Source organism: Corynebacterium occultum (assembly GCF_009734425.1).
Lineage (GTDB): Bacteria > Actinomycetota > Actinomycetes > Mycobacteriales > Mycobacteriaceae > Corynebacterium > Corynebacterium occultum.
Genome location: NZ_CP046455.1, coordinates 391,439 through 413,108 on the forward strand (window position 1 = coordinate 391,439; position 21,670 = coordinate 413,108).

Sequence of the window (21,670 nt, forward strand, 5' to 3'; positions counted from 1 at the left end):
AAAAAATGAGCTCTAACACTGAAACCGTTGCGAATCAGGAATTCCAGCACCCGACCTCCGTGGTCCAGGGTGTTGTGCCTGGTACGGTTCTGGACTCCAACCAGCCCGTTGGTGTTCCGACCAAGGATATGTGGCAGTACAACAAGGACCACATGAACCTGGTCTCTCCGCTGAACCGCCGCAAGTTCAAGATCCTCGTCGTCGGCACCGGCCTCTCCGGTGGTGCTGCCGCAGCCGCCCTCGGCGAGCTGGGCTACGACGTCAAGGTCTTCACCTACCACGATGCACCGCGTCGTGCGCACTCCATCGCCGCCCAGGGTGGTGTCAACTCCGCCCGTGGCAAGAAGGTGGACAATGACTCCGCCTACCGCCACGTCAAGGACACCGTCAAGGGTGGCGACTACCGTGGCCGCGAGTCCGACTGCTGGCGTCTGGCCATCGAGTCCGCCCGCGTCATCGACCACATGAACGCCATCGGCGCCCCCTTCGCCCGCGAATACGGCGGCGCCCTGGCCACCCGTTCCTTCGGTGGTGTGCAGGTCTCCCGTACCTACTACACCCGTGGCCAGACGGGGCAGCAGCTGCAGCTGTCGACCGCTTCGGCACTGCAGCGCCAGATCCACCTCGGCACCGTCGAGATCTTCACCCACAATGAGATGGTTGACCTGATCGTCACCGAACATGAGGGCAAGAAGCGCACCGAGGGTCTGATCATGCGCAACCTCATCACCGGTGAGCTGCGCGCCCACACCGGCCATGCGGTCATCCTGGCCACCGGTGGTTACGGCAACGTGTACCACATGTCCACCCTGGCCAAGAACTCCAACGCCGGCGCCCTCATGCGCGCCTACGAGCAGGGTGCCTACTTCGCCTCTCCCTCCTTCATCCAGTTCCACCCGACCGGCCTGCCGGTCAACGCGACCTGGCAGTCGAAGACCATTCTGATGTCGGAGTCCCTGCGCAACGACGGCCGCATCTGGTCTCCCAAGGAAAAGGGCGACGAGCGCGACCCGAACAGCATCCCCGAGGAGGATCGCGATTACTTCCTGGAGCGCCGATACCCGGCCTTCGGCAACCTGGTCCCGCGTGACGTCGCCTCCCGTGCCATCTCCCAGCAGATCAATGCCGGCTACGGCATCGGCCCGCTGAAGAACTCCGCTTACCTGGACTTCACTGATGCCATGGAGCGTCTGGGCGTGGACACCATCCGCGAGCGTTACTCCAACCTCTTCCAGATGTATGAAGAGGCCATCGGCGAGGATCCCTACTCCACCCCGATGCGTATCGCCCCGACCTGCCACTTCACCATGGGTGGCCTGTGGACCGACTTCAACGAGATGACCTCCATCGACGGCCTCTTCGCCGCCGGTGAGGCCTCCTGGACCTACCACGGTGCAAACCGTCTGGGTGCTAACTCGCTGCTGTCCGCATCCGTCGACGGCTGGTTCACCTTGCCCTTCACCGTGCCGAACTACCTGGCGCCGTTGCTGGGTACCGACGCCCCGGCCGAGGATTCCCCGGCCGCCCAGGAAGCCCTGGCACGTGCGCAGGCACGCATCGACAACCTGCTCAACACCAAGGGCCCGAACCCGCACGGTGCGGACTACTACCACCGCAAGCTCGGTGAGATCCTCTACTTCGCCTGTGGTGTCTCCCGTAACGTCAAGGACCTGACCCAGGCCATCAAGGACATCCAGGAACTGCGTGAGGACTTCCGCACCAACGTGCAGGTCCCCGGTGAGCAGAACTACATGAACCAGGCACTGGAGTACGCCGCACGCGTGGCTGACTACATCGACCTGGGTGAGCTCATGTGTGTCGACGCCCTCGACCGCGATGAGTCCTGTGGCGCACACTTCCGCGATGACCACCTCTCTGAGGATGGCGAAGCAGAGCGTGATGATGAGAACTGGTGCTTCGTCTCCGCATGGGAGCCGGCCGGCGAGGGCAATTTCGTCCGCCACGCTGAGCCCCTCTCCTTCGAATCCATCCCGCTGCAGACAAGGAACTACAAGTAATGAAGCTGACACTGGATATCTGGCGTCAGGAAGGACCGAACCACGCGGGTCACTTCGAGACCGTTGAGGTCCCGGACGCTGTTCCGCAGATGTCTATCCTGGAGCTCCTGGATCACGTCAACAACCGCTACACCGAAGAAAACAAGGAACCCTTCGCCTTCGGTTCCGACTGCCGCGAGGGCATCTGCGGTACCTGTGGCCTGACCGTCAACGGTCGTCCCCACGGTGCTGAGCAGAACACCCCCGCCTGCCAGCAGCGCCTGGTCAACTACAACGATGGCGACCACCTGAAGATCGAGCCGATGCGCTCCGCCGCATTCCCGGTCATCCGCGACATGGTCATCGACCGTTCCGCCCTGGACCGCGTCATGCAGCAGGGTGGCTACGTCTCCATCAACGCCGGCACCGCCCCGGATGCCGACACCCTGCACACCAACCACCAGACCGCCGAGCTCGCGCTCGACCACGCGGCCTGCATCGGTTGTGGTGCCTGTGTCGCAGCTTGCCCGAACGGTGCCGCGCACCTGTTCACCGGTGCCAAGCTGGTCCACCTGAAGCTGAGCCCGCTCGGCAAGGAGGAGCGCGGTAAGCGTGCCCGTCAGATGATTGACGACATGGAGACCAACTTCGGTCCCTGCTCCCTCTACGGTGAGTGCGCCGATGTCTGCCCGGCGGGTATCCCGCTGACCGCAGTCGCAGCCATCAACAAGGAGCGGGCACGTGCGGCCTTCTCCGCAAAGGACAACTAACCTCAGCTAAGCTGAAGTCAGGTTGTTTTCTCAGAAGACGAAAGTGAGTCTAGGTAATGTCTGCTCATTCCCCCGCCAATATCCAGGATCCGCAGGACTTCCCGGCGTATGATGGTCGGCTGAACTACATCGACGGCTACACCCCGGTGAGCCTCGGCGCACCGCACTCCTCCCTGGAGCGTTCCGCAACCTGGATCGGCATGGGAATTGTGCTGGTGAGCCTGGCTGGCTTCGGTGCCCTGATCTACGGAGCCGCCACCCATCTCTGGGGCGGTGATGATCACTCCATGGGCTTCATGATCGGTGGTGCCATCGCCGGTGTCGTCGGTATGGTGATCGGCTTTGTCCTGATCAACATCGGCCGCCGTAGCTACAAGAAGTACGTCAAGGAAACCGGACGACTTCACTAGCAGGTACCTGCTGAACTACTGAACACACTCCCTCACCCTGCTCCGGCGGGGTGAGGGAGTGCTGTCTTTTCCGGAGGAGGGCGCATGCTCATGCAGGGCCCCCTCGCGCCGCCGGGCCCCGGGGGACTCTGGCCCCGGTCCGGCGGTATTAATCTTTCCCACCAATTCACGTGATGCCAGACCCGGCCACCATGCCCACCAGAGAATCTGGGGGAGTGAATATCCACAGGTGGCTCCGGCATCCCCGGCAGTATCTCTCTAAACTGGTGGATATGTGGCAGAAGATCCAGATCATCCTCAGTGTCTTCCTTACCGCGGTGGTGGCCTGGCAGCTCATCTCCTCCGGGGTTTCCCTGATGTGAGCCCCTGATTTAAACCTGGTTTCCGGCACATGAACCACCCCGGTTGGCCGTGACCGCGCCATAATGGGAAACATGGGTAAACATAATCTCGAAGGGCCCGCGGATCAGCCAGGGCAGGAGCCGACTCCGGCCGCCCCCCACCAGGCTGCAACGCTGGAGCCGCCGCGGACCGAGGTGGCCCCCGCAGGCGTCGATGAGCAGGTTGGGGGATTGCCCGGCACCACTGCGGAGGTGGAGGCACAACGCCGGAAGACGCTACGCAACCACAAGGCCTTCGTCACCGGCCTGCTGGTGGTCGCCGCCATCATCTTCCTCTGGTGCAGCTGGTACGACGCTCAGCCGGGGGGAACCCCGGGTTGGGTGGGTTATGTCCGCGCCGCAGCGGAAGCCGGCATGATCGGTGGCTTAGCGGACTGGTTCGCCGTCACCGCCCTCTTCCGCCACCCGATGGGACTGAAGATCCCCCATACCGCGATCATTCCGAGGAAGAAGGACCAGCTGGGTGCCGCGCTTTCCAGCTTCGTGGGGGAGAATTTCCTCAATGCCGACCTGATCACCGAGAAGGTGTCCAAGGCGAAGATCCCGGAACGGGTGGGGCAGTGGCTCGCTGAGCCCGAGAACGCCGAGAAGGTCTCCCGGGAGGCCGGCAAACTGACCGCCAATGCGGTGGCCGCCCTGGATCCCGCGGATGCCGAGGCGGTGATCAATGCCGCGGTGATCGAAAAGTTGGCGGAACCCCAGTGGGGTCCGCCGGCCGGTCGGATGCTGCAGCAGCTGATCGAGGACGGCAAGACCGAACCGATCATCGACGGAGTGGTCAAATGGGCCCATGAGAAGGCGCTGGGTGCCGAGGAGATGATCGTCACCCTGGTGGACCAGCGCAAACCGGTGTGGGCCCCGAAGTTCGTCAACAACCTCATCGGGGAAAGGGTCTACAAGGAACTGATCAAGTTCACCACCGATGTCGCCGCGAACCCCGACCATGAGGCCCGCAATGCCATCCGCAGATGGCTGGAGGACCTGGCCGTCGACCTGCAGGAGGACCCGGTGATGATCGATCGGGTGGAGGGATGGAAGGCCGACCTGATGGCTTCCCGTTCCATCCAGTCCGCCGGTGCCACCATCTGGGCCAGCACCTCCGCAGCCGTGATCGAGGCAGCTCGGGATCCGGAGTCCCTGCTGCGACAGAAGATCACCGAGCTCTCCCTGACCTGGGGCAAACGCATCCAGGAGGACCAGGAGCTACGTGTCTCCCTGGACCGGCGGATCACCGGTGCGGCGGCCTTCCTGGCGAATAACTACTCCGGGGAGGTCACCGCCATCATCTCCGAGACAGTGGAGCGCTGGGATGCGAGTGAAGCCAGCGAGAAGATCGAGTTGATGGTGGGCAAGGACCTGCAGTTCATCCGCCTCAACGGCACCCTTGTCGGTGCGTTGGCGGGCCTGATCATCTACACCGTGTCGCAATTGCTCTTCGGAACCTAATATGGGAGATACACAGCAGCTTCCCTGATCATCGCCCCCCTGTAGTTGAAGTACCCCCCCTTAAGGTCGGAAGGCAACACCATGAGCACCCACAACTCCGCTGATAACTCCCCCGAGAAGGACTCCATCTTCGACAACCTCAAGGAAACCGGTCAGGCCTGGCTTTCGGCAGGTTCCCGCCTGGGCGATGTGGTCTCCGATTTCACCGGCCGTTTCCGGGAACAGGAGGGCAGTACCACCTCTGCGGGGGCCCATGCCCTCCATGACCCCGTCCTGGCGCAGGAGAGTACCGCCAGTCGTTTCAGGGCCGCCACCAAGGAGGCCTCAGCGAAGCTGAGCAGTGCCCGCAGCGCTGGTGAGCTCAAGGCGGCGACCGGTGGCTTCGCCAGTCATGCGGAGGATATTCTCCGGGATGCCTCCGCCAACCTCCGCCGGGCTGCCGCAGAAACCAAGGAGGGCGAATCTGCGGAGCAGGCCCGGGCGGCGTTCACCACGGCGGTGAAGTCGGTGCGGGAGTCCTTCGATGAGGCGGTGGATTCCGTGCAGGAACGCCGCGCCACACTCGGGTCGGGTGACAAAACCGATGAAGGTGAGGCAAATTCCACCATCGAGGAACTGCGCGCCCGCCTGGATGACCTGATCACCAGGGCAGGTTCCATGGCCCGCCGGAGTGGTGGATCCGCTGGGGAAAAGACCCTGGATGCCGAGGATGCCGGAAACCGGGGGATCCCCGATATCATCGAGGGAGAAGTGATTTCCGAGGGCCCGGCCGCAGATGCCTCCCCGGAGCCGAAGAACCCCACCGAAAAGGACAATTAGTTTCCTCATGCTTGCCGACTACATCCTCTTCGCCGCCAGTTTGTTGGAGCGCATCATCTACATTGCGATCGCCCTCTCCGGTCTGGTGGGCGCCGCACTTGCCGCCAGCACCCGCGAAGATGCCTTTACCGCCGGTGACCGGCACAGCAAGTGGATCTGGACGGCCATCCTGCTGGGTTCCGCAGTGGTGGTCTACTTCCGTTTCCCCTTCCTCTCCTGGGCCGGCATGGTGGCGATCGGCATCTACTGGTTTGATGTCCGCCCCCACCTGCGCAGCATTCTGAGTGGAAACAGCGGCTGGTAGCTCTTGAACCCCCATCTCCATCTGGCGCTGCTCGCGCCGGAGAACTCGCCTGCCGAGGTGGCCGCCGGGATCCGGGAGGTCCTCGAACGCGGCCTCGGTGGTCTGGTGGTCAGCCCCTCCCTGCTGGGTTCAGCCCAGACCGCGGCAACTCAGGGGGTGCTGCTGGGTACCGTCGCAGGCTTCCCCAGCGGCAAGCACCACACCCTCATCAAGGCCTCGGAGGCCCGCCTGGCGGTCCAGTACGGGGCTGGGGAGGTGGCGGTGGTACTCGACCCGGTCACTGCCCGCACGGACCGGAACGCGGTGCTCTCTGAACTGATCGCCCTACGCGAGGCAGTGCCGCACCCCGCCCGGTTGGCGGTGATCCTGGAACCCTCTCTGCTCGAGGATGGCGCGCTCCAGGCCCTGGTCGGCACCATCCGGATGGCTGGCGCGGACCGCATCATCGCCGCCACCGGGCAACATCACCTCGGTGGGGCGGATCCCGCCGATGTGGAGGTGATCGCCGCGGAACTGGTCGACTTCGCCACCAGCCACCCCGGGCAACCGATCCCGGGGCTGAGTGCGATCACCGATGAACCCACCCCGGAGATGGTGGCGGAACTCCTGGCAGCTGGGGCGGACCGCGTGCTGGTCTCAGACCTCTCGCAGTTCCCGGCCTGAGTTCTCTGCGGGGCTCGCCCCCAAGGGTTGCCCCCGGTGGGATCCCCAGGCTGGCTTGGTGAAAACTACTCCGGAAATAGCGGACTCCGGGCCATGCTCAGTGTGAGCCTGGCCCGGAGTCTTTTCAATGGCCGCTGAACGGCGTTAGAAGGGTCTTTTAAGGGGTTGTGGCCGCCGAATCGGAGTTGAGTGCGGCGGACTCCCCAATTTCTCTCAGGGGCAGGTTCTCCCCGCGGATGCTCAGCTGGATACCGCCATCGATGACCCCGAACTCGGTGATCTCCATGTCGCCTGTGGCATCCTGCATGTTCTGCTCCAGGGCAGTGGTGATCATCTCACTGACCTCGGCCGGCAGATCAAAACCGAAGAGGCTGGCATTGGTGGCCTGGAAGAGCAGCTCTCCTGCTTCCACCCGGGGCGTCAGCGAGAGCACTGCGGCACCATTGGTGAACTCCACGTCGATGACATTGCCCTCCGGGCGGGAGGTGATGCCGGTGACCTTGATCAGTTCCTGCAGGAAAGCGGCACCGAAACCGGTGTCCTGGCTGGTGCCCTGGGCATCGGCGGTGCTGCGCTGGATCATCGCCAGGATCATCTCATCCGGGATTTCGGTGGTGGTGAGCATTTCCCCGGCCACCGGGTTATTGGGGTCGGAGATGTCCAGGTTGACCATGTTGACCGTGGCGGCGGGGGAGCCGAGCACCTCAGGAATGGAGGTCGGCCCATCCGGGTAGTTGATCTGCAGGGTGGAGGGGGTCGTCATGTCCATCTCGCCGATATTGCCGCCGAGGACGGAGAACACCAGAGGGCTCGCCCCGAAGGAGACACTCGGCTTCTCCTCCAGGGTGATGCCCTGTTCCTGAGCCTGGTCCTCGAAAGTGGAGCGCAGCTGGTTCCCGATGAACCAGCGCAACCCCAGCTCCGCGATGACCAGCAGGATCAGGATGAGAACCAGAATGCCGACCAGGATCTGCCAGATTTTCGTACCAGTTGATTTAGCCACGGCATCAAGTGTCTCCCATCAACCGCCCCGCCCGCCACTGCGCCCCGCCAAATGACAGGAACTTTTCAACAAGGGGAGGTGGAAACCGGGGGGAGGGGAGCCGAAACACGGTGATCCAGGATATCCATCGTGGGAGGAAGTGCCTCAGGGGGCGACGGTCTCCCAGGGGACGGTCAGCAGGCTGTCGCGCACCCTGCGGCGGATCGGGGCCATCGTCAAGCCCTCCTGGGCGAGCAACTCCCGGGTCTGACGCCAACGCACCCGCGGACCATAGGGCTGCCAACCGGCGCTGCGTTCCCAGGCATTGTCCAGGGTGGTGAGCAGACCGTGGATCTTCTCCCCGGGCACATTACGGTGGATGAGCATCTTGGGCAGTCGCTCCGCCAGATCCGAGGGGCGTTCCACCGCCATGGGATCCCAGGCCAGGGTCAGTGAACGGGGGCCAGACTTGTCCAACAACACCCAGGTGGCGCGTCTTCCCAGTTCATCGGAGGTGCCTTCGATGAACATGCCTCCCGGTGCCAGGTTGTCCAAAACCAGGTTCCAGGCGGCGGTGACCTGCTCGACATCATATTGGCGCAGCACATTGAAGGCGCGCACCAGATGGGGGCGGTAGCCGGCGAGCTCGAAACCACCGAGCTCAAACTCCACACCTTCACGGGGTGGGAGGACTCTTTCGGGGTTGATCTCCAGGCCGGTGACCCGGATGTCGGGGCGGAGACGGCGCAGCCAGCGGGCCCACTCCACGGTGGTGGTGAAACTGGCACCGTAACCCACATCCACCGCATGGGGCAGGGGGGATGAACTGAGCATCCCCCTCAGTTCCGGGTGGTGGATACTCCAGCGGTCACTGCGCCTGAGACGGTTGAAGTTGGTGGTCCCGCGGGTGATCACCCCGATGGGGCGCCCCGCCTCCGCGGCAGCGAAGTGGGCGCGCAAATTATGGGCGTGATCAGCCATGACGGGAGATGAGAGAGGGAAGAACTAGAGGTTCTCGGAGATCCACTTCTCGGCCAGCTTGCCTTCATTGTTGAAGAGCTCACCGAGTGCGGTGCCGACCTTCGGCTCGATGGCGGGGCCCATGAAGGGGATGTTCACGGAGACCTCGTTGGAGTAGGCCAGGGTGGTGGTGGTGTCATCGCCGGCGAGAGTGATCTCACCCTTGAAGTCCACCGGGGTGCCCTTGACGTCGGCGACATAGGTGATGTCTGCCTTGCCGTCAGCCAGCGGGCCGACGTTGACCACACGCTTGACCTTCAGCGCCTGGCTGATCATGGCGCGCACTGCCTCGGGGAGGACATCCAGGGGCAGCACCTCGAAGAGGGTGACCTCGGCGCCGCCGTCGACGGCCTTGAATTCATTGACCTCGCCCGGCTCGGGGCTGAGGTTCGCCACATCATATGCCCAGAACTGCTCAGTGCTCAGTGCCTGGTGCACCTTTTCGGCGGACTGGTTGATGGTTACGGTGTTTTCGCTACGGGTTGCCATGCCTGACAGACTACCGTTACCGGTGTGTCGAACTCATCCCAGACCCCAGATCTAGCCCAGCAGCTCACCCAGATCGCTGATGTCAGCATCGACCACGAGATCAGCTTCGCCGAGCTGACCACTCTCCATCTTGGTGGGAGACCGCGTCTGGCGGTGCGCTGTGCCACTCCGGCGGCAGTGGTGGCGGCCCTGCAGCTGCTCGACCGTCGGGGGGTGCCCACCCTGGTGGTGGGTGGTGGTTCCAACCTGCTCATCGCTGATGGGGAGCTGGATCTGGTGGCCGTGATCATCGAATGCGCTGACGTGATGGTGGATGTGGCCACCGGTCTGCTGCGTGCCGAAGCCGGCGCGGTGTGGGATGAGGTGGTGGAACTTTCCGTGGACTCCGGGCTCGGTGGCCTGGAATGTCTCTCCGGAATCCCGGGTTCCGCCGGTGCCACCCCGGTGCAGAACGTGGGGGCCTACGGGGTGGAGATCGCGGATGTGCTCACCCGCGTCCGTCTCTATGACCGCCAGTCCGGGCAGGACCACTGGGTTCCGGTGGCTGACCTGGAACTGGCCTACCGTTACTCCAACCTGAAGTTCACCGGCCGGGCCGTGGTCCTGGAGATCGAACTCCAGCTGCGGGTGGATGGTCTTTCCGCCCCCTTGCGTTTCGGTCAGCTGACCCGCGCCCTGGAACTCAGCGAAACCGGGGAGCATCGCCCCGCCGCGGATGTCCGGGCGGAGGTGCTGCGCCTGCGGCGGAGCAAGGGCATGGTGTTGGAACCGGATGATGTGGACACCTGGTCGGCGGGTTCCTTCTTCACCAACCCGGTGGTGTCGGGAACGCTGGCGGAACAGGTGCGCACCCAGGTGGCCGCGGAACGTGGTGCCGAGGACGCGGCGAAGATGCCCTGCTTCCCCGCGGGGGAGGGCACGTTCAAGCTGTCCGCCGCCTGGCTGATCGACCGTGCCGGTTTCGAACGCGGCTATCCGGGTGAGAACGCCCCGGCGCGCTTATCCACCAAGCACACGCTGGCGCTGACCAATCGTGGTTCGGCCACGACGGCTGAGCTGGTGGACCTGGCGCGCACCATCCGGGATGGGGTGCAGCACCGCTTTGGGGTGCAGCTGGTTCCGGAGCCGGTCTGGGTCGGGGTCTCCCTCGACTAAACCCCCCGCTTGACGACGCCGTGCCCCCTCGCCCCCTGCCCACGGTTGGGGCGGGGGGCGTCGATAAGCGTTATTTCTGCTGCTGCTTGATGAGGAGGTCCTGCACCTCGCGGCGTAGTACCTTGCCCATCATGTTCTGCGGCAGTTCCTCGAAGTGGTAGAAACGGCGCGGCACCTTGTATCGGGTGAGTCGCTCGCGGGCGTACTCTTTCAGCGCTTCCGGATCCATGGCGGCACCCTCGCGCAGGGTGATCGCGGCGACGACCTCCTCGGAACCGTCCTCGCGGGGCAGGCCGACGACGGCGGCCCCCACGACATCCGGGTGACCTGTGACGACCTCCTCCACCTCAGCGGGGTAGACATTGAAGCCGCCGGTGATGATGACCTCCTTGATGCGGGCCACCAGGCGGATGAAACCGTCCTCTTCCATCACCCCGATATCACCGGTGCGGTACCAGTCCTCGTGGAAGCTGGATTCGGTGGCTTCCGGCTGGTTGAGATAACCCTGGAACACCTGGGGGCCCCGGACCACCACCTCACCCTCCTGCCCGTCCGGCAGGGTCTCGGAGAGGTTCTCCGGGTTTGCGATGCGCACCTCGGTGTCAGGGAAGGGGATGCCGACATAGCCGGGGCGGCGGTTGGTGTTCATCGGGTTGCCCACGATGATCGGGGAGGTCTCCGTGAGGCCATAACCCTCCACCAGCAGGCCACCGGTGGCGCGTTCCCAACGCTCCACCGTGGACACCGGGAGGGTGGAGGCGCCGGAGAAGGCGTTGTCGACCCCCGAGATGTCGATGTTGTCCTTCTCGGCGGCTTCGACGATCTTCTCGTAGATGGTGGGCACCCCCGGCAACCAGGTCGGGGTGTTCTTCTTCATCACCTTCATGATCAGGTCGATCCGTGGGGTGGGGAGCAGGATCATCTCCGCCCCGATGTAGACACCCAGAGTGCCCACCATGGTCATGCCATAGGCGTGGAACATCGGCAGGGCGGCGAGCATCTTCTCGTCCTTCTCACCCAGACCGGGAACCCAGGCCTTGCCCTGCAACAGGTTGGCGAAGAGGTTGCCATGGGAAAGCTGCGCGCCCTTCGGTGCACCGGTGGTGCCCGAGGTGTAGAGGATCAGGGCGATCGTATCCTTGGTCACCTCCGGGCTGCTCTCGATGTCGGCACCGTCACCACCGATGGCCGACCCGATCAGGGCCTCCCAGGGCACCGAGTTGGGGGCCGGCTCGGAGAGCGATGCGCGGGACTTCTTCAACGCCGGGATCGGCAGGCGCAGCGCCAGCTGCTGCACCTTCGGCATCGCCTCGATCATGTTCACCGAGATGATGGTCTCCAAAGAGGTGGTCTCCCGCAGTTTCTCCAGCGTCGGGGCGGCCTTGTCCCAGGCGATCGCCACCCGGGCACCATGATCGGCGAAGGGCTTTTCCAGCTCATGGGCGGTGTAGAGCGGATTATGCTCCACCACTGTCGCACCCAGCTTCAGGACGGCATAAAAAGCGGCGATATGCTGCGGACAATTCGGCAGTACAATGGCGACCTTGTCACCGGGGCGGACCCCAAAAGCCCGCAACCCGGCGGCGGCCCGCCGGACCTGGCGATCCAGCTCCCCGTAAGTCTGGGTGCGGCCGAAGAAATTCGTGGCCGGCTTATCCGCTTTAATGGCGAGGTTGTTGTCGTAGATGTCGAGCAAGGTGGTCTGCTCATAATCCAGCGAGTGCGGCGTCCAATCCGGGTAGTACTGGAGCCAGGCCTTTGTCTCGAATGCCGACATTTCTCTTCCTTCGATTCTTTGAGAGTGGGGCGGGATAACTTTCGGCCCCGGGGATCCTGGGACAACCCCGGGACCTCCGATTCAGGAGCCCCCGGGAAACCTGGCAGAACCCGGGCCGCCGAGAGCATCCCTGACCTTTTCCTCTCCGAGTATACGGACGGGCCGAACCCCCACCAGGGGGGTTTCAATCCCACCCTAGGCAAGAAGGTGGGCACCTGCTGCTCTCCCGGTGTCCTCAATCCCCTCCCGGTGGCGGGGCGAGTTCTCCATCAGAGCTCTTCATCGGTGCCGGTTCTGCTGCCTCCCGGTGGAGCTGCTGTCTGGGGTCCCGCGGGGCTACGATGAAGGACATGCGCATCGCGATGATCTCCATGCACACCTCACCGCTGCAGCAGCCCGGCAGCGGTGATGCCGGAGGCATGAACGTCTATGTCCTCTCCACCGCCACCCACCTGGCCAGACAGGGCATTGAAGTGGACATCTACACCAGGGCCACCAGACCCAGCCAGGGAGAGGTGGTGGAAGTCGGGGAAAACCTCCGGGTCATCAACATTATCGCCGGTCCCTACGAAGGCCTGGCCAAGGAAGAACTACCCACCCAGCTGGCGGCCTTCGCCGGAGGAATCCTCCAATACGCCCGCTGTGAAAACCTCGAATACGACCTCATCCACTCCCACTACTGGCTCTCCGGACAGGTCGGCTGGCTGCTCCGCGACCTGTGGGAAATCCCCCAGGTACACACCTCCCACACTCTGGCCGCAGTGAAAAACGTCTACCGCAGCGAAAATGACTCCCCGGAATCCGAGGCTCGCCGCATCTGCGAACAACAACTCGTGGACAATGCGGACCTCCTGGTCGTCAACACCAGGGAGGAAACCGCAGACCTGATCCAGCACTATGACGCCAATGAAGAGCGCATCGTGGTGGTCGCGCCGGGTGCCGACACGGAACTCTTCACTCCCGGCAATGACCGCGCCACCGAACGCTCCCGCCGTCAACTGGGTGTGCCTCTGCACGCCAAGGTCGTGGCCTTTGTCGGTCGGCTCCAGGAATTCAAGGGTCCCCAGGTGCTGATCCGGGCGGTGGCGGAACTGTTGCGCCGTGACCCCGACCGTAATCTGAGGGTGCTGATCAGTGGTGGTCCCTCCGGGCCGAACGCCACCCCGGAAAGCTACCGGGAGATGGCTGCTGAACTCGGGGTGGAACGCCGCATTCGTTTCCTGGATCCCCGTCCCCCGGCCGAACTGGTGGCCATCTACCGGGCCGCCGACATCATCGCGGTACCCAGCTACAACGAATCCTTCGGCCTGGTGGCCATGGAGGCGCAGGCCAGCGGGACCCCGGTGATCGCCGCCCGGGTCGGGGGTCTCCCAGTCGCCGTGGCGGAGGGGGAAACCGGACTGCTGGTCGATGGGCATGATCCTTCGGACTGGGCGGATGCCCTGGCACAGCTGCTCGATGATGATGACACCCGCATCCGGATGGCTGAAGATGCCGTGGCACACGCCACAAACTTCTCCTGGGCCCGGACCGCGGAGCAATTGGCCGGTGTCTATTCGGAGGCGCTCTCCCTGGAATTACCGAACTGTCACGGGCGGCGGGCACAGGGCAGATAAGTACTGGTGTTCTGGGGGACTCAGGTGGGGTGGAGGCTTCCCTGGGGTTGGTGGCTCTTCCCATGCATTCTAGAGTGGGGAAACTCGGCCTTAAGGTTCGGTTTTGGCACCTTAAGGCCGAGTTTCACCACTTAATCCTGTACCGGCCCCTGTACCGGCCCCTGTACCGGCCCCTGTACCGGCCTCACCCCGCCCACATCCAGTGCACCTTGAGGGAACCCGGGGATCAGCCATGAGGAAGTCGCTGCGTGTTCTAGCACACAACGGGTGGAGATGGCAGGGGGAAATTGTGGCCAGAACCGGCGGGAGGGGGTTTAAAGTGGCATGCTTGACATTATGAGCAACGGAAAACTGATTCTTCTTCGGCATGGTCAGAGTGAGTGGAACGCCTCTAACCAGTTCACCGGCTGGTATGACGTCAACCTGACCGAACAGGGCGAGGCTGAGGCCAAGCGTGGCGGCCAGCTGCTGGTTGAGGCCGGCATCCTCCCGGATGTCCTCTACACCTCCCTGCTGCGTCGTGCGATCCGCACCGCGAACATCGCCCTGGATGCAGCTGACCGCCACTGGATTCCGGTCATCCGGGATTGGCGCCTGAATGAGCGTCACTACGGTGCGCTGCAGGGCCTGAACAAGGCTGAGACCAAGGATAAGTACGGCAATGAGCAGTACATGGCCTGGCGTCGTTCCTACGGCACCCCGCCGCCGGAGCTGGCTGATGATTCTGAGTTCTCCCAGGCCAATGATGTCCGTTATGCCGACCTGGACAAGGTGCCGAACACCGAGTGCCTCAAGGACGTCGTCGAGCGTTTCATCCCTTATTTCCTCGAGGAGATCGCTCCCCGCGCCCAGCGAGGCGAGAATGTCCTGATCGCCGCGCACGGCAACTCCCTGCGTGCCCTGGTCAAGTACCTGGACAATATCTCCGATGAGGAGATCGCAGAGCTCAATATCCCGACCGGTATCCCGCTGATCTACGAGATCGACGCTGAGGGCAATGTCCTCAACCCGGGTGGCACCTACCTGGATCCGGAAGCTGCCGCCGCCGGCGCCGCAGCCGTCGCCGCCCAGGGTGGCAAGTAATTAGTTTGATCAGGTAGGAACTTGTCCCTTGTAATCGCCTTTCTGCTGGGGGCCGTGGCCACTGGGCTCGCGGTCCCCGGTGTGCTCTGGCTGAATAAGCGGGTGCAGCGTTATCGCTCATCCGGGACTTTGGCGAAGAATGAGGTCACCACTGTCAGCCAGGTGCTCCACCTGACGATTCAGGGCTCACCCACCGGCATCGTGGTGCTCGACCGGGGTGGGGAAGTGGTGCTCTCTAATGCCCGGGCCCATGAGATGGGCATGGTGCATGAGCGCACCCTCAACCCGGAGATCTGGCGCTTTGCGGCCAATGTCTATGGTGACCAGGAAACCCGGGCAGTTGATCTGAGTATGTCGCGGCGACGTCCCGGCAGTCGGGTCACCGCCATCCGGGTGGTGGTCAAACCCCTGACCCTGGTGGATGATCGTTTCGTCATCGCCTATGGCACGGATGAATCCGAGAATGTGCGCATGGAGTCCGCCCGCCGTGACTTCGTGGCCAATGTCTCCCATGAGTTGAAGACCCCGGTTGGTGGTATGGCGCTGCTGGCGGAGGCGCTCATGGAGTCAACGGACGACCTGGAGCAGGTGGAGTACTTCGGTGCCCGTCTGCTCAAGGAAGCGCACCGCATGGCGGACATGATCAATGAGCTGATCTCCCTGTCCAAGCTGCAGGGGGCGGAATCCCTGCCGGACATGGAACCGGTGCTGGTGGATGAGCTGGTGGATGAGGCGATCAGCCGCAACCAGCTGGCCGCCGATAATGCCGGGATCGTGCTCACCAAGGGCAACCCCCGGGGGGTCTACGTCAACGGTGATAAGTCCCTGCTGGTCACTGCCCTCTCGAATCTCATCAGCAATGCCATCAACTATTCTCCGCAGACCGCCCCGGTCTCGGTGTCGCAGAAGGTGGTGGACAGTGATCTGGTGCTGATCCGGGTCACCGACCGTGGCATCGGAATCAGTGAAGAAGAGCAGAAACGGGTTTTCGAGCGTTTCTTCCGGGTCGACAAGGCCAGATCCCGTTCCACCGGCGGAACGGGGCTTGGCCTGGCCATCGTCAAACATGTGGTGGCCAACCATGGAGGTAATATTAAATTATGGTCCCGACCCGGCACCGGATCCACCTTCACCATTGAATTGCCGATCCATCATCCGGAGAAAGATTCCCCCACACCTGGTGAAGGGGATGACTCTATCTCCAGGTCGCCTATCCGTAATGCGGTAACACGGGTGGCGACACGTCGAAAGGACAAGACATCATGACGACCATTCTCATCGTTGAAGATGAAGAATCGTTGGCCGATCCCTTGGCATTCCTCCTCAAGAAGGAGGGTTTTGACACCATCATCGCTGGTGATGGTCCAACTGCGCTGATCGAGTTCGCCAAGAATGACATTGATATCGTGCTGCTGGACCTGATGCTCCCGGGAATGTCCGGTACTGACGTGTGCAAGCAGCTACGCACCACCTCCTCCGTCCCCATCATCATGGTCACCGCCCGGGACTCCGAGATCGACAAGGTGGTGGGCCTGGAGCTGGGTGCGGATGATTATGTCACCAAGCCCTACTCCTCCCGTGAGCTGATCGCCCGAATCCGGGCGGTGCTGCGTCGTGGCGCGGAACAGGACAATGACCTCGATGAGGTTGAGGAGCAGGTGCTGCAGGGTGGCCCGGTGGTCATGGATGTGGAACGCCACACCGTCACCGTCAGCGGTGCGCAGGTGCCCATGCCGCTGAAGGAGTTCGACCTGCTGGAGTATCTGCTGCGCAATTCCGGCCGGGTACTCACCCGGGGTCAGCTCATCGACCGGATCTGGGGCGCGGACTATGTCGGCGACACCAAGACGCTGGATGTGCATGTCAAGCGGTTGCGCTCCAAGATCGAGGAAGAGCCCTCCCGCCCGCGTCACCTGGTGACCGTCCGTGGCCTGGGCTATAAGTTCGAGGCCTGAAGCTGCCTCTGATCAACGCCACGACCAAACCCTGAGAACCCGCTCCCACTCTTTGTGTGGGAGCGGGTTCTTCAGCGGTTGATGGCTTCCAGTGGGGGAGTGGCGGCGGCCTTCATTGCCGGCACCACCGAGGCCGCCATCCCGACGAGAATGGCACCGAGCATGGTCAGGGCGATCTGTGGCCAGGGGATCTCGGGGGCGGCCATGCCCTTGGACCCGAGGACCTCCACCACCGACCAACCGGTGAAGGTACCCACCGTGATGCCGAGGGCGGCACCGTGCACGGTCAGGATCAGTGACTCCAGCTGGATCATCCGCCGGATCTGGTTGCGGCGCACCCCCACCGCCCGGAGTGTCCCGATCTCATGGATACGTTCCGTAACGGAGAGCAGCAGGGTGTTGATGATGCCCATGGCGGCGATCACCACCGACAGGGTGAGCAGCCCGTAGATGATGGTCAGCAACTGATTGAGCTGGGTGCCCAGGGAACCGCCGAACTCCTCCCGGGACTTGATCTGCACCACCAGCAGCTCCGCCATGGTGTTGTTGAGGTTGCGGCGCAGTTCATTGGGGGAGGCCGAACCATCGGTGTCCAGGAAGACCGCCAGGCGGTTGAAGTCAGCCTCTCCACCGACCAGCTCCTGAGCCACCGAGTAGTTGATCACCATGTGGCCGAGGATGTCGACCTCGGTGTAGATCGCCTCAATGGGGACAGTCACCTCGCTGTCTGGGGCGGCGCCGAGGGCACCGACGGAGATGGTGTCACCGACCCGCAGCCCGGATTCCTGGGCGTAGGTGGCGGAGATCATCACCGCCGCCTCATTCTCCGCACTGGGTGCCCCCTCCCGGATTCCCAGATCCAGGTAGCGGCTGAAGTCATCATCAACGACGGTGGTCTGCGGATTATCCCAGTTGTTGGCCCGCAGCGGGGCGGTCATCAGGGTGCCGGCCGCAGCCACCCCACTGGTCCATTCCGCCCGTTGGGTGGTCTCCGCGGGGAGAGTCAGCCCATTACCGGAGAGGGAACGTTGTCCGGCGAGCACGGAACCGCCGAGCCCCTCCAGGATGAAGGGGGCTTTGACGGTGGACTCCACCAGACCGAAGACACTGGCCTTGGTGGTGGTGCCGATGATGCTGACCGTGGACACCAGGGCCACCGCCATCGCCAGGGAGAGTGCGGTGGCGGCGGAACGACGGGGGTTACGGGTGGTGTTGCGTCGGGCCAGGAGCCCGATGTCCTTGACCGGGGCGGTCAGCACCACCCCGAAGGTGTTGCCCACCGCGGAGATCAGGCTGGGGCCGGCGGTGGCGACCGCCAGGAAGAGCAGGACCGCACCGGCCCCGGTGAGGGAGAGTCGTTGTGAGGTGGTGATCTCGGAGTTGTTGATCGCGAAGACCAGGGCGGCGGCGATGACCGCCACGATGCCCAACCCGCTGAGCAGCCCGGCGATCAACAGCTGGATGCGACGAGGCCGGGTAGCGCGGGCGTCGGCAAGCTCCAGGGCAGAGACGGGAGGCAGCTTGCCGGCCCGGTTCGCCGGAGTGAAGGCACTGATCATGGTGACCAGCACACCGAAGGCCAGCGGCAGCACCACGGACCCCGGGGTGGGGGCGAACTCGATGGCGGTGAGATCACCGCTGCCATCGGCCAGGAAACGGGCCAGTGCGGCCACCAGCACCAGGGCGGTGAGGATACCCAGCACCGAACCGAGGAGACCGACCGCCGCGGCCTCCATGATCACCGAGAACACTATCTGCCCGGTGGAGACACCGATGCTGCGCAACAGTGCGAATTCCCGGGTGCGTTGGCCCACGATCATGGCGAAGGTGTTGGCGATGTTGAAAGCGCCGACCAGCAAGGCGATCGCCCCGAAAACCACCAGAATATAGCGCAGGAACTCCAGCTGCTGGGCAAACTGCCCACCGCTGCGTTCCACGATCTGCTCCGGTAACAGGGGGGTCAGCTGGGGGAAGTTGATGCCGATGTAGTTACGTACCGCCATCGGATCCTGGCCCTCGTGGACCGAGATCACGATCTGAGAGGCGTGTTCCCCGGCGGTGAACAACTCCAGGTAGCGCTCCGGGGTGAAAACCACACCCACCCAGCCGGGGGTTTCCGTGGAGGTGTCGTAGATGCCGCTGACCCGCACCCGGAGCCGATCGGTGGGAGTGAGCACATTGATGATGTCCCCGACACCGATCTCACCCCGCTCCGCGGCAGCGGTGTTGATCATCACCTCATCCGGGCCCCCCGGACGTTTGCCGCTGTGCAACTGGGGGACCGCTCCGACGACCTGCTCGGAGGGGTAGCCGGCGAGGGGGTGGGCCCCGGAGGATCCTGTCTGCAGGGGTAACCCGTTGGTGCCGGTGACCACGATCCCGGAGTCCCCGGCCATGCGGGTGCCACTGGGCAGGCCCGGCCCGGAACCGACCACATTAACTGCCCTGACCTGCGGCAGGTCACGGATCTGCTCGATCACCTCGAAGGGGACGCCCTCGGGGGAACGTTGACTGCCGACCACACCGACATCCACGCCCTCCACCCCACTGTCCACCAGCGAGTTGAAGGACTTCTCCAGCGAGTTGGTCAGCATCAGGGAACCGGAGATGAAGGCGGTGGCCAGCAGAACGGAGAGCATCGTCAGCGCCAGGCGCCCCTTATTCGAGGCGACACTACGCAGGGTGACCCGCCGCATCGGGGAACTCAGGAAGGCGCGGAGCGCCGAAGAACTAGACGACGCGCGGTGCCTGCCCTGCTGCGGAGCTGTTGGGCGAGTTGTCACCGGGCCCTCCTCAATCCATTGCTTAAGGCAAGTTCTTCAGCATAGCGTGAAGCAGCGCGCCGGGCATTCTCGGCGGGGATCAGGACTCAAACGGGTTTTGTTTCATGTCGGCCTTGGCCTTCTCTGTCGCGGGATGGGGGGAGTGCAGTTGGGTGGGGTCCAGACCTGCTGCGGCGACCGCTTCCCGCGCTTCACGACGCCCCCGGCAGTGTTCGGCGAGCAGCTCATAGGAGGCATCTCCCATCAGGGCGCGCAGCTCCGACTCCTGGGTGAGCCACATCGGTTCCGCCGCTGTGTGGCAGCCGGAGTCTCCGCTGCAGTACCAGTCGAAGTCCTCGCCGCCGTTGCCCCAGCCCCGGCGGTCGTATTCACCGATGACGGTGCGCAGGATCTCCTCACCGTCGGAACGTTCCTCATAATCCTCGATGCGGCGCAGCGGCAGCTGCCAGCAGACCTCCGGCTTGACGACGGTCAGTTCCTTATCCTCCGCCACACCCCACTGGTGGATGGCGCAGCCGGCTCCGGTGCCCCAGCCTGCCCGGTTGGCGAAGATGCAGGCACCGTCCTGGAGGATGGTTTTCAGTGCCGGCTCCGGGTTGCCCTCCTCATCATCGAGTTCATCCCACACCAGCCAGGGTTCCAGCTCGGCGGGGTCAGCCTCCTCGATATAGCGCTCCGTATCGGCGGGGCGGTTCTGCCAATATTTCGGGGGCATTTCCGCGACCGCGTCATAAAGTTGATCGCGATCCTCTTCATCGGCGAGAAAAGCACCGTGGACGCAGCAGCCGACATCAGTTTGGGCGGCGTCGATCCCGTGGCAGGCGGAAGTGCCAAAGGTGCAGTTCCAATGGGATTCCAGCCAGGTCAGGTCGATGCTGAATAGATGTTTGGGGTCCTCAGGGTTCGTGAACTCGAACCATTCGCGCGGAAAATCGGGGGCGACCTCCACCCCGGCGGCGATGGATTTCCCGGCGGGAGAGGAAGCCGGAAAACCGAGGAAAACCTTGGTCGAACGTGGGTGATTCACACTTTGCCACCGTAGACCGTCTACCCTGAGGATGTGCGATTAGGTGTATTGGACGTGGGCAGCAATACTGTCCACCTCGTGGCGGTGGATGCCCGGACTGGCGGGCATCCGACCCCCATGAGTGATTGGAAGACCACTCTCCGACTGGTGGAGCTGCTCGACGACGATGGCAACATTGATGATCGCGGTATCAAGAAGTTGACCAGTGCCGTGGGGGAGGCCTCCGAATTGGCGGTCACGCTCGGTTGCAAGGAGATCATGCCCTTCGCCACCTCCGCGGTGCGTTCGGCGACGAACTCCCATGCGGTGCTTGATCATGTCGAGAAGGAGACCGGGGTTCGCTTGGAGGTTCTCTCCGGCGAGGATGAGGCCCGGTTGACCTTCCTGGCGGTACGCCGCTGGTACGGCTGGTCCGCTGGTCGGATCACGAACCTCGACATCGGTGGCGGCTCCCTGGAGATATCCACCGGCTCAGATGAGGAACCGGACCTGGCCTTCTCTCTCGACCTAGGTGCGGGTCGACTGACCCACACCTGGTTCGACACTGATCCGCCAGCCCGGAAGAAGGTCAACCTGCTCCGGGACTACATTGACGCAGAGCTGGTTGATGTTTCCCGGCAGATGCGCAACCTGGGTGAGGCGAGCCTTTCGGTGGGTACCTCCAAGACCTTCCGCACCCTGGCCCGTCTGACGGGTGCGGCCCCCTCCTCAGCTGGTCCTCATGTGAAACGTACGTTGACCGCCCCCGGCCTCCGCCAGCTGATAGCGTTTATCTCCAGAATGACTGCGGCGGACCGCGCCGAATTGGAGGGAATCAGCTCTGACCGATCCCACCAGATCGTGGCGGGCGCATTGGTCGCCGAGGCCAGCATGCGTGCCCTCGGGCTGGAGAAGATTGAGATTTGTCCGTGGGCATTGCGTGAAGGCGTGATCCTGCGTCGGATCGATACGGGTTTGGATTAGGAAGGACGTC

19 protein-coding genes are annotated in these 21,670 nt (G+C 63.5%); 13 read left to right on the forward strand and 6 right to left on the reverse strand.

Going from position 1 to position 21,670, the window contains the following annotated elements; translation table 11 throughout:
• Positions 1–5: 5 nt before the first annotated feature.
• The 7 genes from COCCU_RS01795 to COCCU_RS01825 all read left to right on the forward strand — a co-directional run bounded on the left by COCCU_RS01795 (position 6) and on the right by COCCU_RS01825 (position 6,810).
• The gene (locus COCCU_RS01795) at positions 6–2,018 is read left to right on the forward strand and encodes a fumarate reductase/succinate dehydrogenase flavoprotein subunit (protein WP_156229896.1); all 2,013 of its coding nucleotides are present in this window, start codon (positions 6–8) and stop codon (positions 2,016–2,018) included.
• Complete coding sequence (locus COCCU_RS01800) at positions 2,018–2,767, forward strand: succinate dehydrogenase/fumarate reductase iron-sulfur subunit (RefSeq protein WP_156229897.1); 750 nt, start codon at positions 2,018–2,020, stop codon at positions 2,765–2,767. The genes COCCU_RS01795 and COCCU_RS01800 overlap by 1 nt, the downstream gene beginning before the upstream one ends.
• A gap of 56 nt (positions 2,768–2,823) precedes the next feature.
• The gene (locus tag COCCU_RS01805) at positions 2,824–3,177 is read left to right on the forward strand and encodes a hypothetical protein (protein WP_156229898.1); all 354 of its coding nucleotides are present in this window, start codon (positions 2,824–2,826) and stop codon (positions 3,175–3,177) included.
• Positions 3,178–3,611: 434 nt separating this feature from the next.
• Positions 3,612–5,024: a DUF445 domain-containing protein gene (locus COCCU_RS01810; RefSeq protein ID WP_156229899.1), complete on the forward strand. Its 1,413-nt coding sequence runs from the start codon at positions 3,612–3,614 to the stop codon at positions 5,022–5,024.
• A gap of 81 nt (positions 5,025–5,105) precedes the next feature.
• Positions 5,106–5,843 (forward strand): CGLAU_01105 family protein, encoded by a 738-nt coding sequence (locus COCCU_RS01815; protein WP_156229900.1) that lies wholly within the window; start codon positions 5,106–5,108, stop codon positions 5,841–5,843.
• Between the two features lie 7 nt (positions 5,844–5,850).
• The gene (locus tag COCCU_RS01820; protein WP_156229901.1) at positions 5,851–6,147 is read left to right on the forward strand and encodes a DUF2516 family protein; all 297 of its coding nucleotides are present in this window, start codon (positions 5,851–5,853) and stop codon (positions 6,145–6,147) included.
• 3 nt (positions 6,148–6,150) lie between these two features.
• The gene (locus COCCU_RS01825; protein WP_156229902.1) at positions 6,151–6,810 is read left to right on the forward strand and encodes a 2-deoxyribose-5-phosphate aldolase; all 660 of its coding nucleotides are present in this window, start codon (positions 6,151–6,153) and stop codon (positions 6,808–6,810) included.
• 157 nt (positions 6,811–6,967) lie between these two features.
• On the opposite strand, the gene COCCU_RS01830 is transcribed toward COCCU_RS01825, so the two are convergent.
• The 3 genes from COCCU_RS01830 to COCCU_RS01840 form a co-directional block, all read right to left on the reverse strand.
• Positions 6,968–7,813 (reverse strand): LmeA family phospholipid-binding protein, encoded by an 846-nt coding sequence (locus COCCU_RS01830; RefSeq protein WP_231598827.1) that lies wholly within the window; start codon positions 7,811–7,813, stop codon positions 6,968–6,970.
• A gap of 144 nt (positions 7,814–7,957) precedes the next feature.
• The gene (locus COCCU_RS01835) at positions 7,958–8,773 is read right to left on the reverse strand and encodes a class I SAM-dependent methyltransferase (protein ID WP_156229903.1); all 816 of its coding nucleotides are present in this window, start codon (positions 8,771–8,773) and stop codon (positions 7,958–7,960) included.
• A gap of 24 nt (positions 8,774–8,797) precedes the next feature.
• Complete coding sequence (locus COCCU_RS01840; RefSeq protein ID WP_156229904.1) at positions 8,798–9,301, reverse strand: DUF2505 domain-containing protein; 504 nt, start codon at positions 9,299–9,301, stop codon at positions 8,798–8,800.
• A 24-nt stretch (positions 9,302–9,325) separates the two neighbouring features.
• On the opposite strand from COCCU_RS01840, the gene COCCU_RS01845 reads away from it, so the two are divergent.
• On the forward strand, positions 9,326–10,456 hold the full coding sequence (locus COCCU_RS01845) for a UDP-N-acetylmuramate dehydrogenase (RefSeq protein ID WP_156229905.1): 1,131 nt from the start codon (positions 9,326–9,328) through the stop codon (positions 10,454–10,456).
• 70 nt (positions 10,457–10,526) lie between these two features.
• Here the strand turns inward: COCCU_RS01845 and COCCU_RS01850 are convergent, their stop codons facing one another.
• On the reverse strand, positions 10,527–12,233 hold the full coding sequence (locus COCCU_RS01850) for a long-chain-fatty-acid--CoA ligase (RefSeq protein ID WP_156229906.1): 1,707 nt from the start codon (positions 12,231–12,233) through the stop codon (positions 10,527–10,529).
• 350 nt (positions 12,234–12,583) lie between these two features.
• Between COCCU_RS01850 and mshA the strand changes: the two genes are divergently transcribed.
• The 4 genes from mshA (at position 12,584) to COCCU_RS01870 (ending at position 16,887) form a co-directional block, all read left to right on the forward strand.
• Complete coding sequence (gene mshA, locus COCCU_RS01855) at positions 12,584–13,849, forward strand: D-inositol-3-phosphate glycosyltransferase (RefSeq protein ID WP_156229907.1); 1,266 nt, start codon at positions 12,584–12,586, stop codon at positions 13,847–13,849.
• A gap of 336 nt (positions 13,850–14,185) precedes the next feature.
• Complete coding sequence (locus tag COCCU_RS01860) at positions 14,186–14,932, forward strand: phosphoglyceromutase (RefSeq protein WP_156229908.1); 747 nt, start codon at positions 14,186–14,188, stop codon at positions 14,930–14,932.
• 21 nt (positions 14,933–14,953) lie between these two features.
• A complete protein-coding gene (locus COCCU_RS01865) occupies positions 14,954–16,198 on the forward strand; it encodes a sensor histidine kinase (protein ID WP_156229909.1) in 1,245 nt (414 codons plus the stop codon).
• Positions 16,195–16,887 (forward strand): response regulator transcription factor, encoded by a 693-nt coding sequence (locus tag COCCU_RS01870; protein ID WP_156229910.1) that lies wholly within the window; start codon positions 16,195–16,197, stop codon positions 16,885–16,887. The genes COCCU_RS01865 and COCCU_RS01870 overlap by 4 nt, the downstream gene beginning before the upstream one ends.
• A gap of 71 nt (positions 16,888–16,958) precedes the next feature.
• Here COCCU_RS01870 and COCCU_RS01875 read toward each other — a convergent pair whose 3' ends face one another.
• A complete protein-coding gene (locus COCCU_RS01875; RefSeq protein ID WP_331457798.1) occupies positions 16,959–19,670 on the reverse strand; it encodes an ABC transporter permease in 2,712 nt (903 codons plus the stop codon).
• A 79-nt stretch (positions 19,671–19,749) separates the two neighbouring features.
• Positions 19,750–20,697, reverse strand: coding sequence for a hypothetical protein (locus tag COCCU_RS01880; RefSeq protein ID WP_156229911.1), 948 nt, complete (start codon positions 20,695–20,697; stop codon positions 19,750–19,752).
• A 33-nt stretch (positions 20,698–20,730) separates the two neighbouring features.
• Here COCCU_RS01880 and COCCU_RS01885 point away from each other — a divergent pair, with 33 nt between their 5' ends.
• On the forward strand, positions 20,731–21,660 hold the full coding sequence (locus tag COCCU_RS01885) for a Ppx/GppA phosphatase family protein (RefSeq protein ID WP_156229912.1): 930 nt from the start codon (positions 20,731–20,733) through the stop codon (positions 21,658–21,660).
• Positions 21,661–21,670: the final 10 nt, after the last annotated feature.

Bases quoted from the DNA above. Each gene is read 5' to 3' on its own strand.
- COCCU_RS01795 (WP_156229896.1), top strand. From the start codon at position 6: ATGAGCTCTAACACTGAAACCGTTGCGAATCAGGAATTCCAGCACCCG.
- COCCU_RS01800 (WP_156229897.1), top strand. From the start codon at position 2,018: ATGAAGCTGACACTGGATATCTGGCGTCAGGAAGGACCGAACCACGCG.
- COCCU_RS01805 (WP_156229898.1), top strand. From the start codon at position 2,824: ATGTCTGCTCATTCCCCCGCCAATATCCAGGATCCGCAGGACTTCCCG.
- COCCU_RS01810 (WP_156229899.1), top strand. From the start codon at position 3,612: ATGGGTAAACATAATCTCGAAGGGCCCGCGGATCAGCCAGGGCAGGAG.
- COCCU_RS01815 (WP_156229900.1), top strand. From the start codon at position 5,106: ATGAGCACCCACAACTCCGCTGATAACTCCCCCGAGAAGGACTCCATC.
- COCCU_RS01820 (WP_156229901.1), top strand. From the start codon at position 5,851: ATGCTTGCCGACTACATCCTCTTCGCCGCCAGTTTGTTGGAGCGCATC.
- COCCU_RS01835 (WP_156229903.1), bottom strand. From the start codon at position 8,773: ATGGCTGATCACGCCCATAATTTGCGCGCCCACTTCGCTGCCGCGGAG.
- COCCU_RS01840 (WP_156229904.1), bottom strand. From the start codon at position 9,301: ATGGCAACCCGTAGCGAAAACACCGTAACCATCAACCAGTCCGCCGAA.
- COCCU_RS01850 (WP_156229906.1), bottom strand. From the start codon at position 12,233: ATGTCGGCATTCGAGACAAAGGCCTGGCTCCAGTACTACCCGGATTGG.
- mshA (WP_156229907.1), top strand. From the start codon at position 12,584: ATGCGCATCGCGATGATCTCCATGCACACCTCACCGCTGCAGCAGCCC.
- COCCU_RS01860 (WP_156229908.1), top strand. From the start codon at position 14,186: ATGAGCAACGGAAAACTGATTCTTCTTCGGCATGGTCAGAGTGAGTGG.
- COCCU_RS01870 (WP_156229910.1), top strand. From the start codon at position 16,195: ATGACGACCATTCTCATCGTTGAAGATGAAGAATCGTTGGCCGATCCC.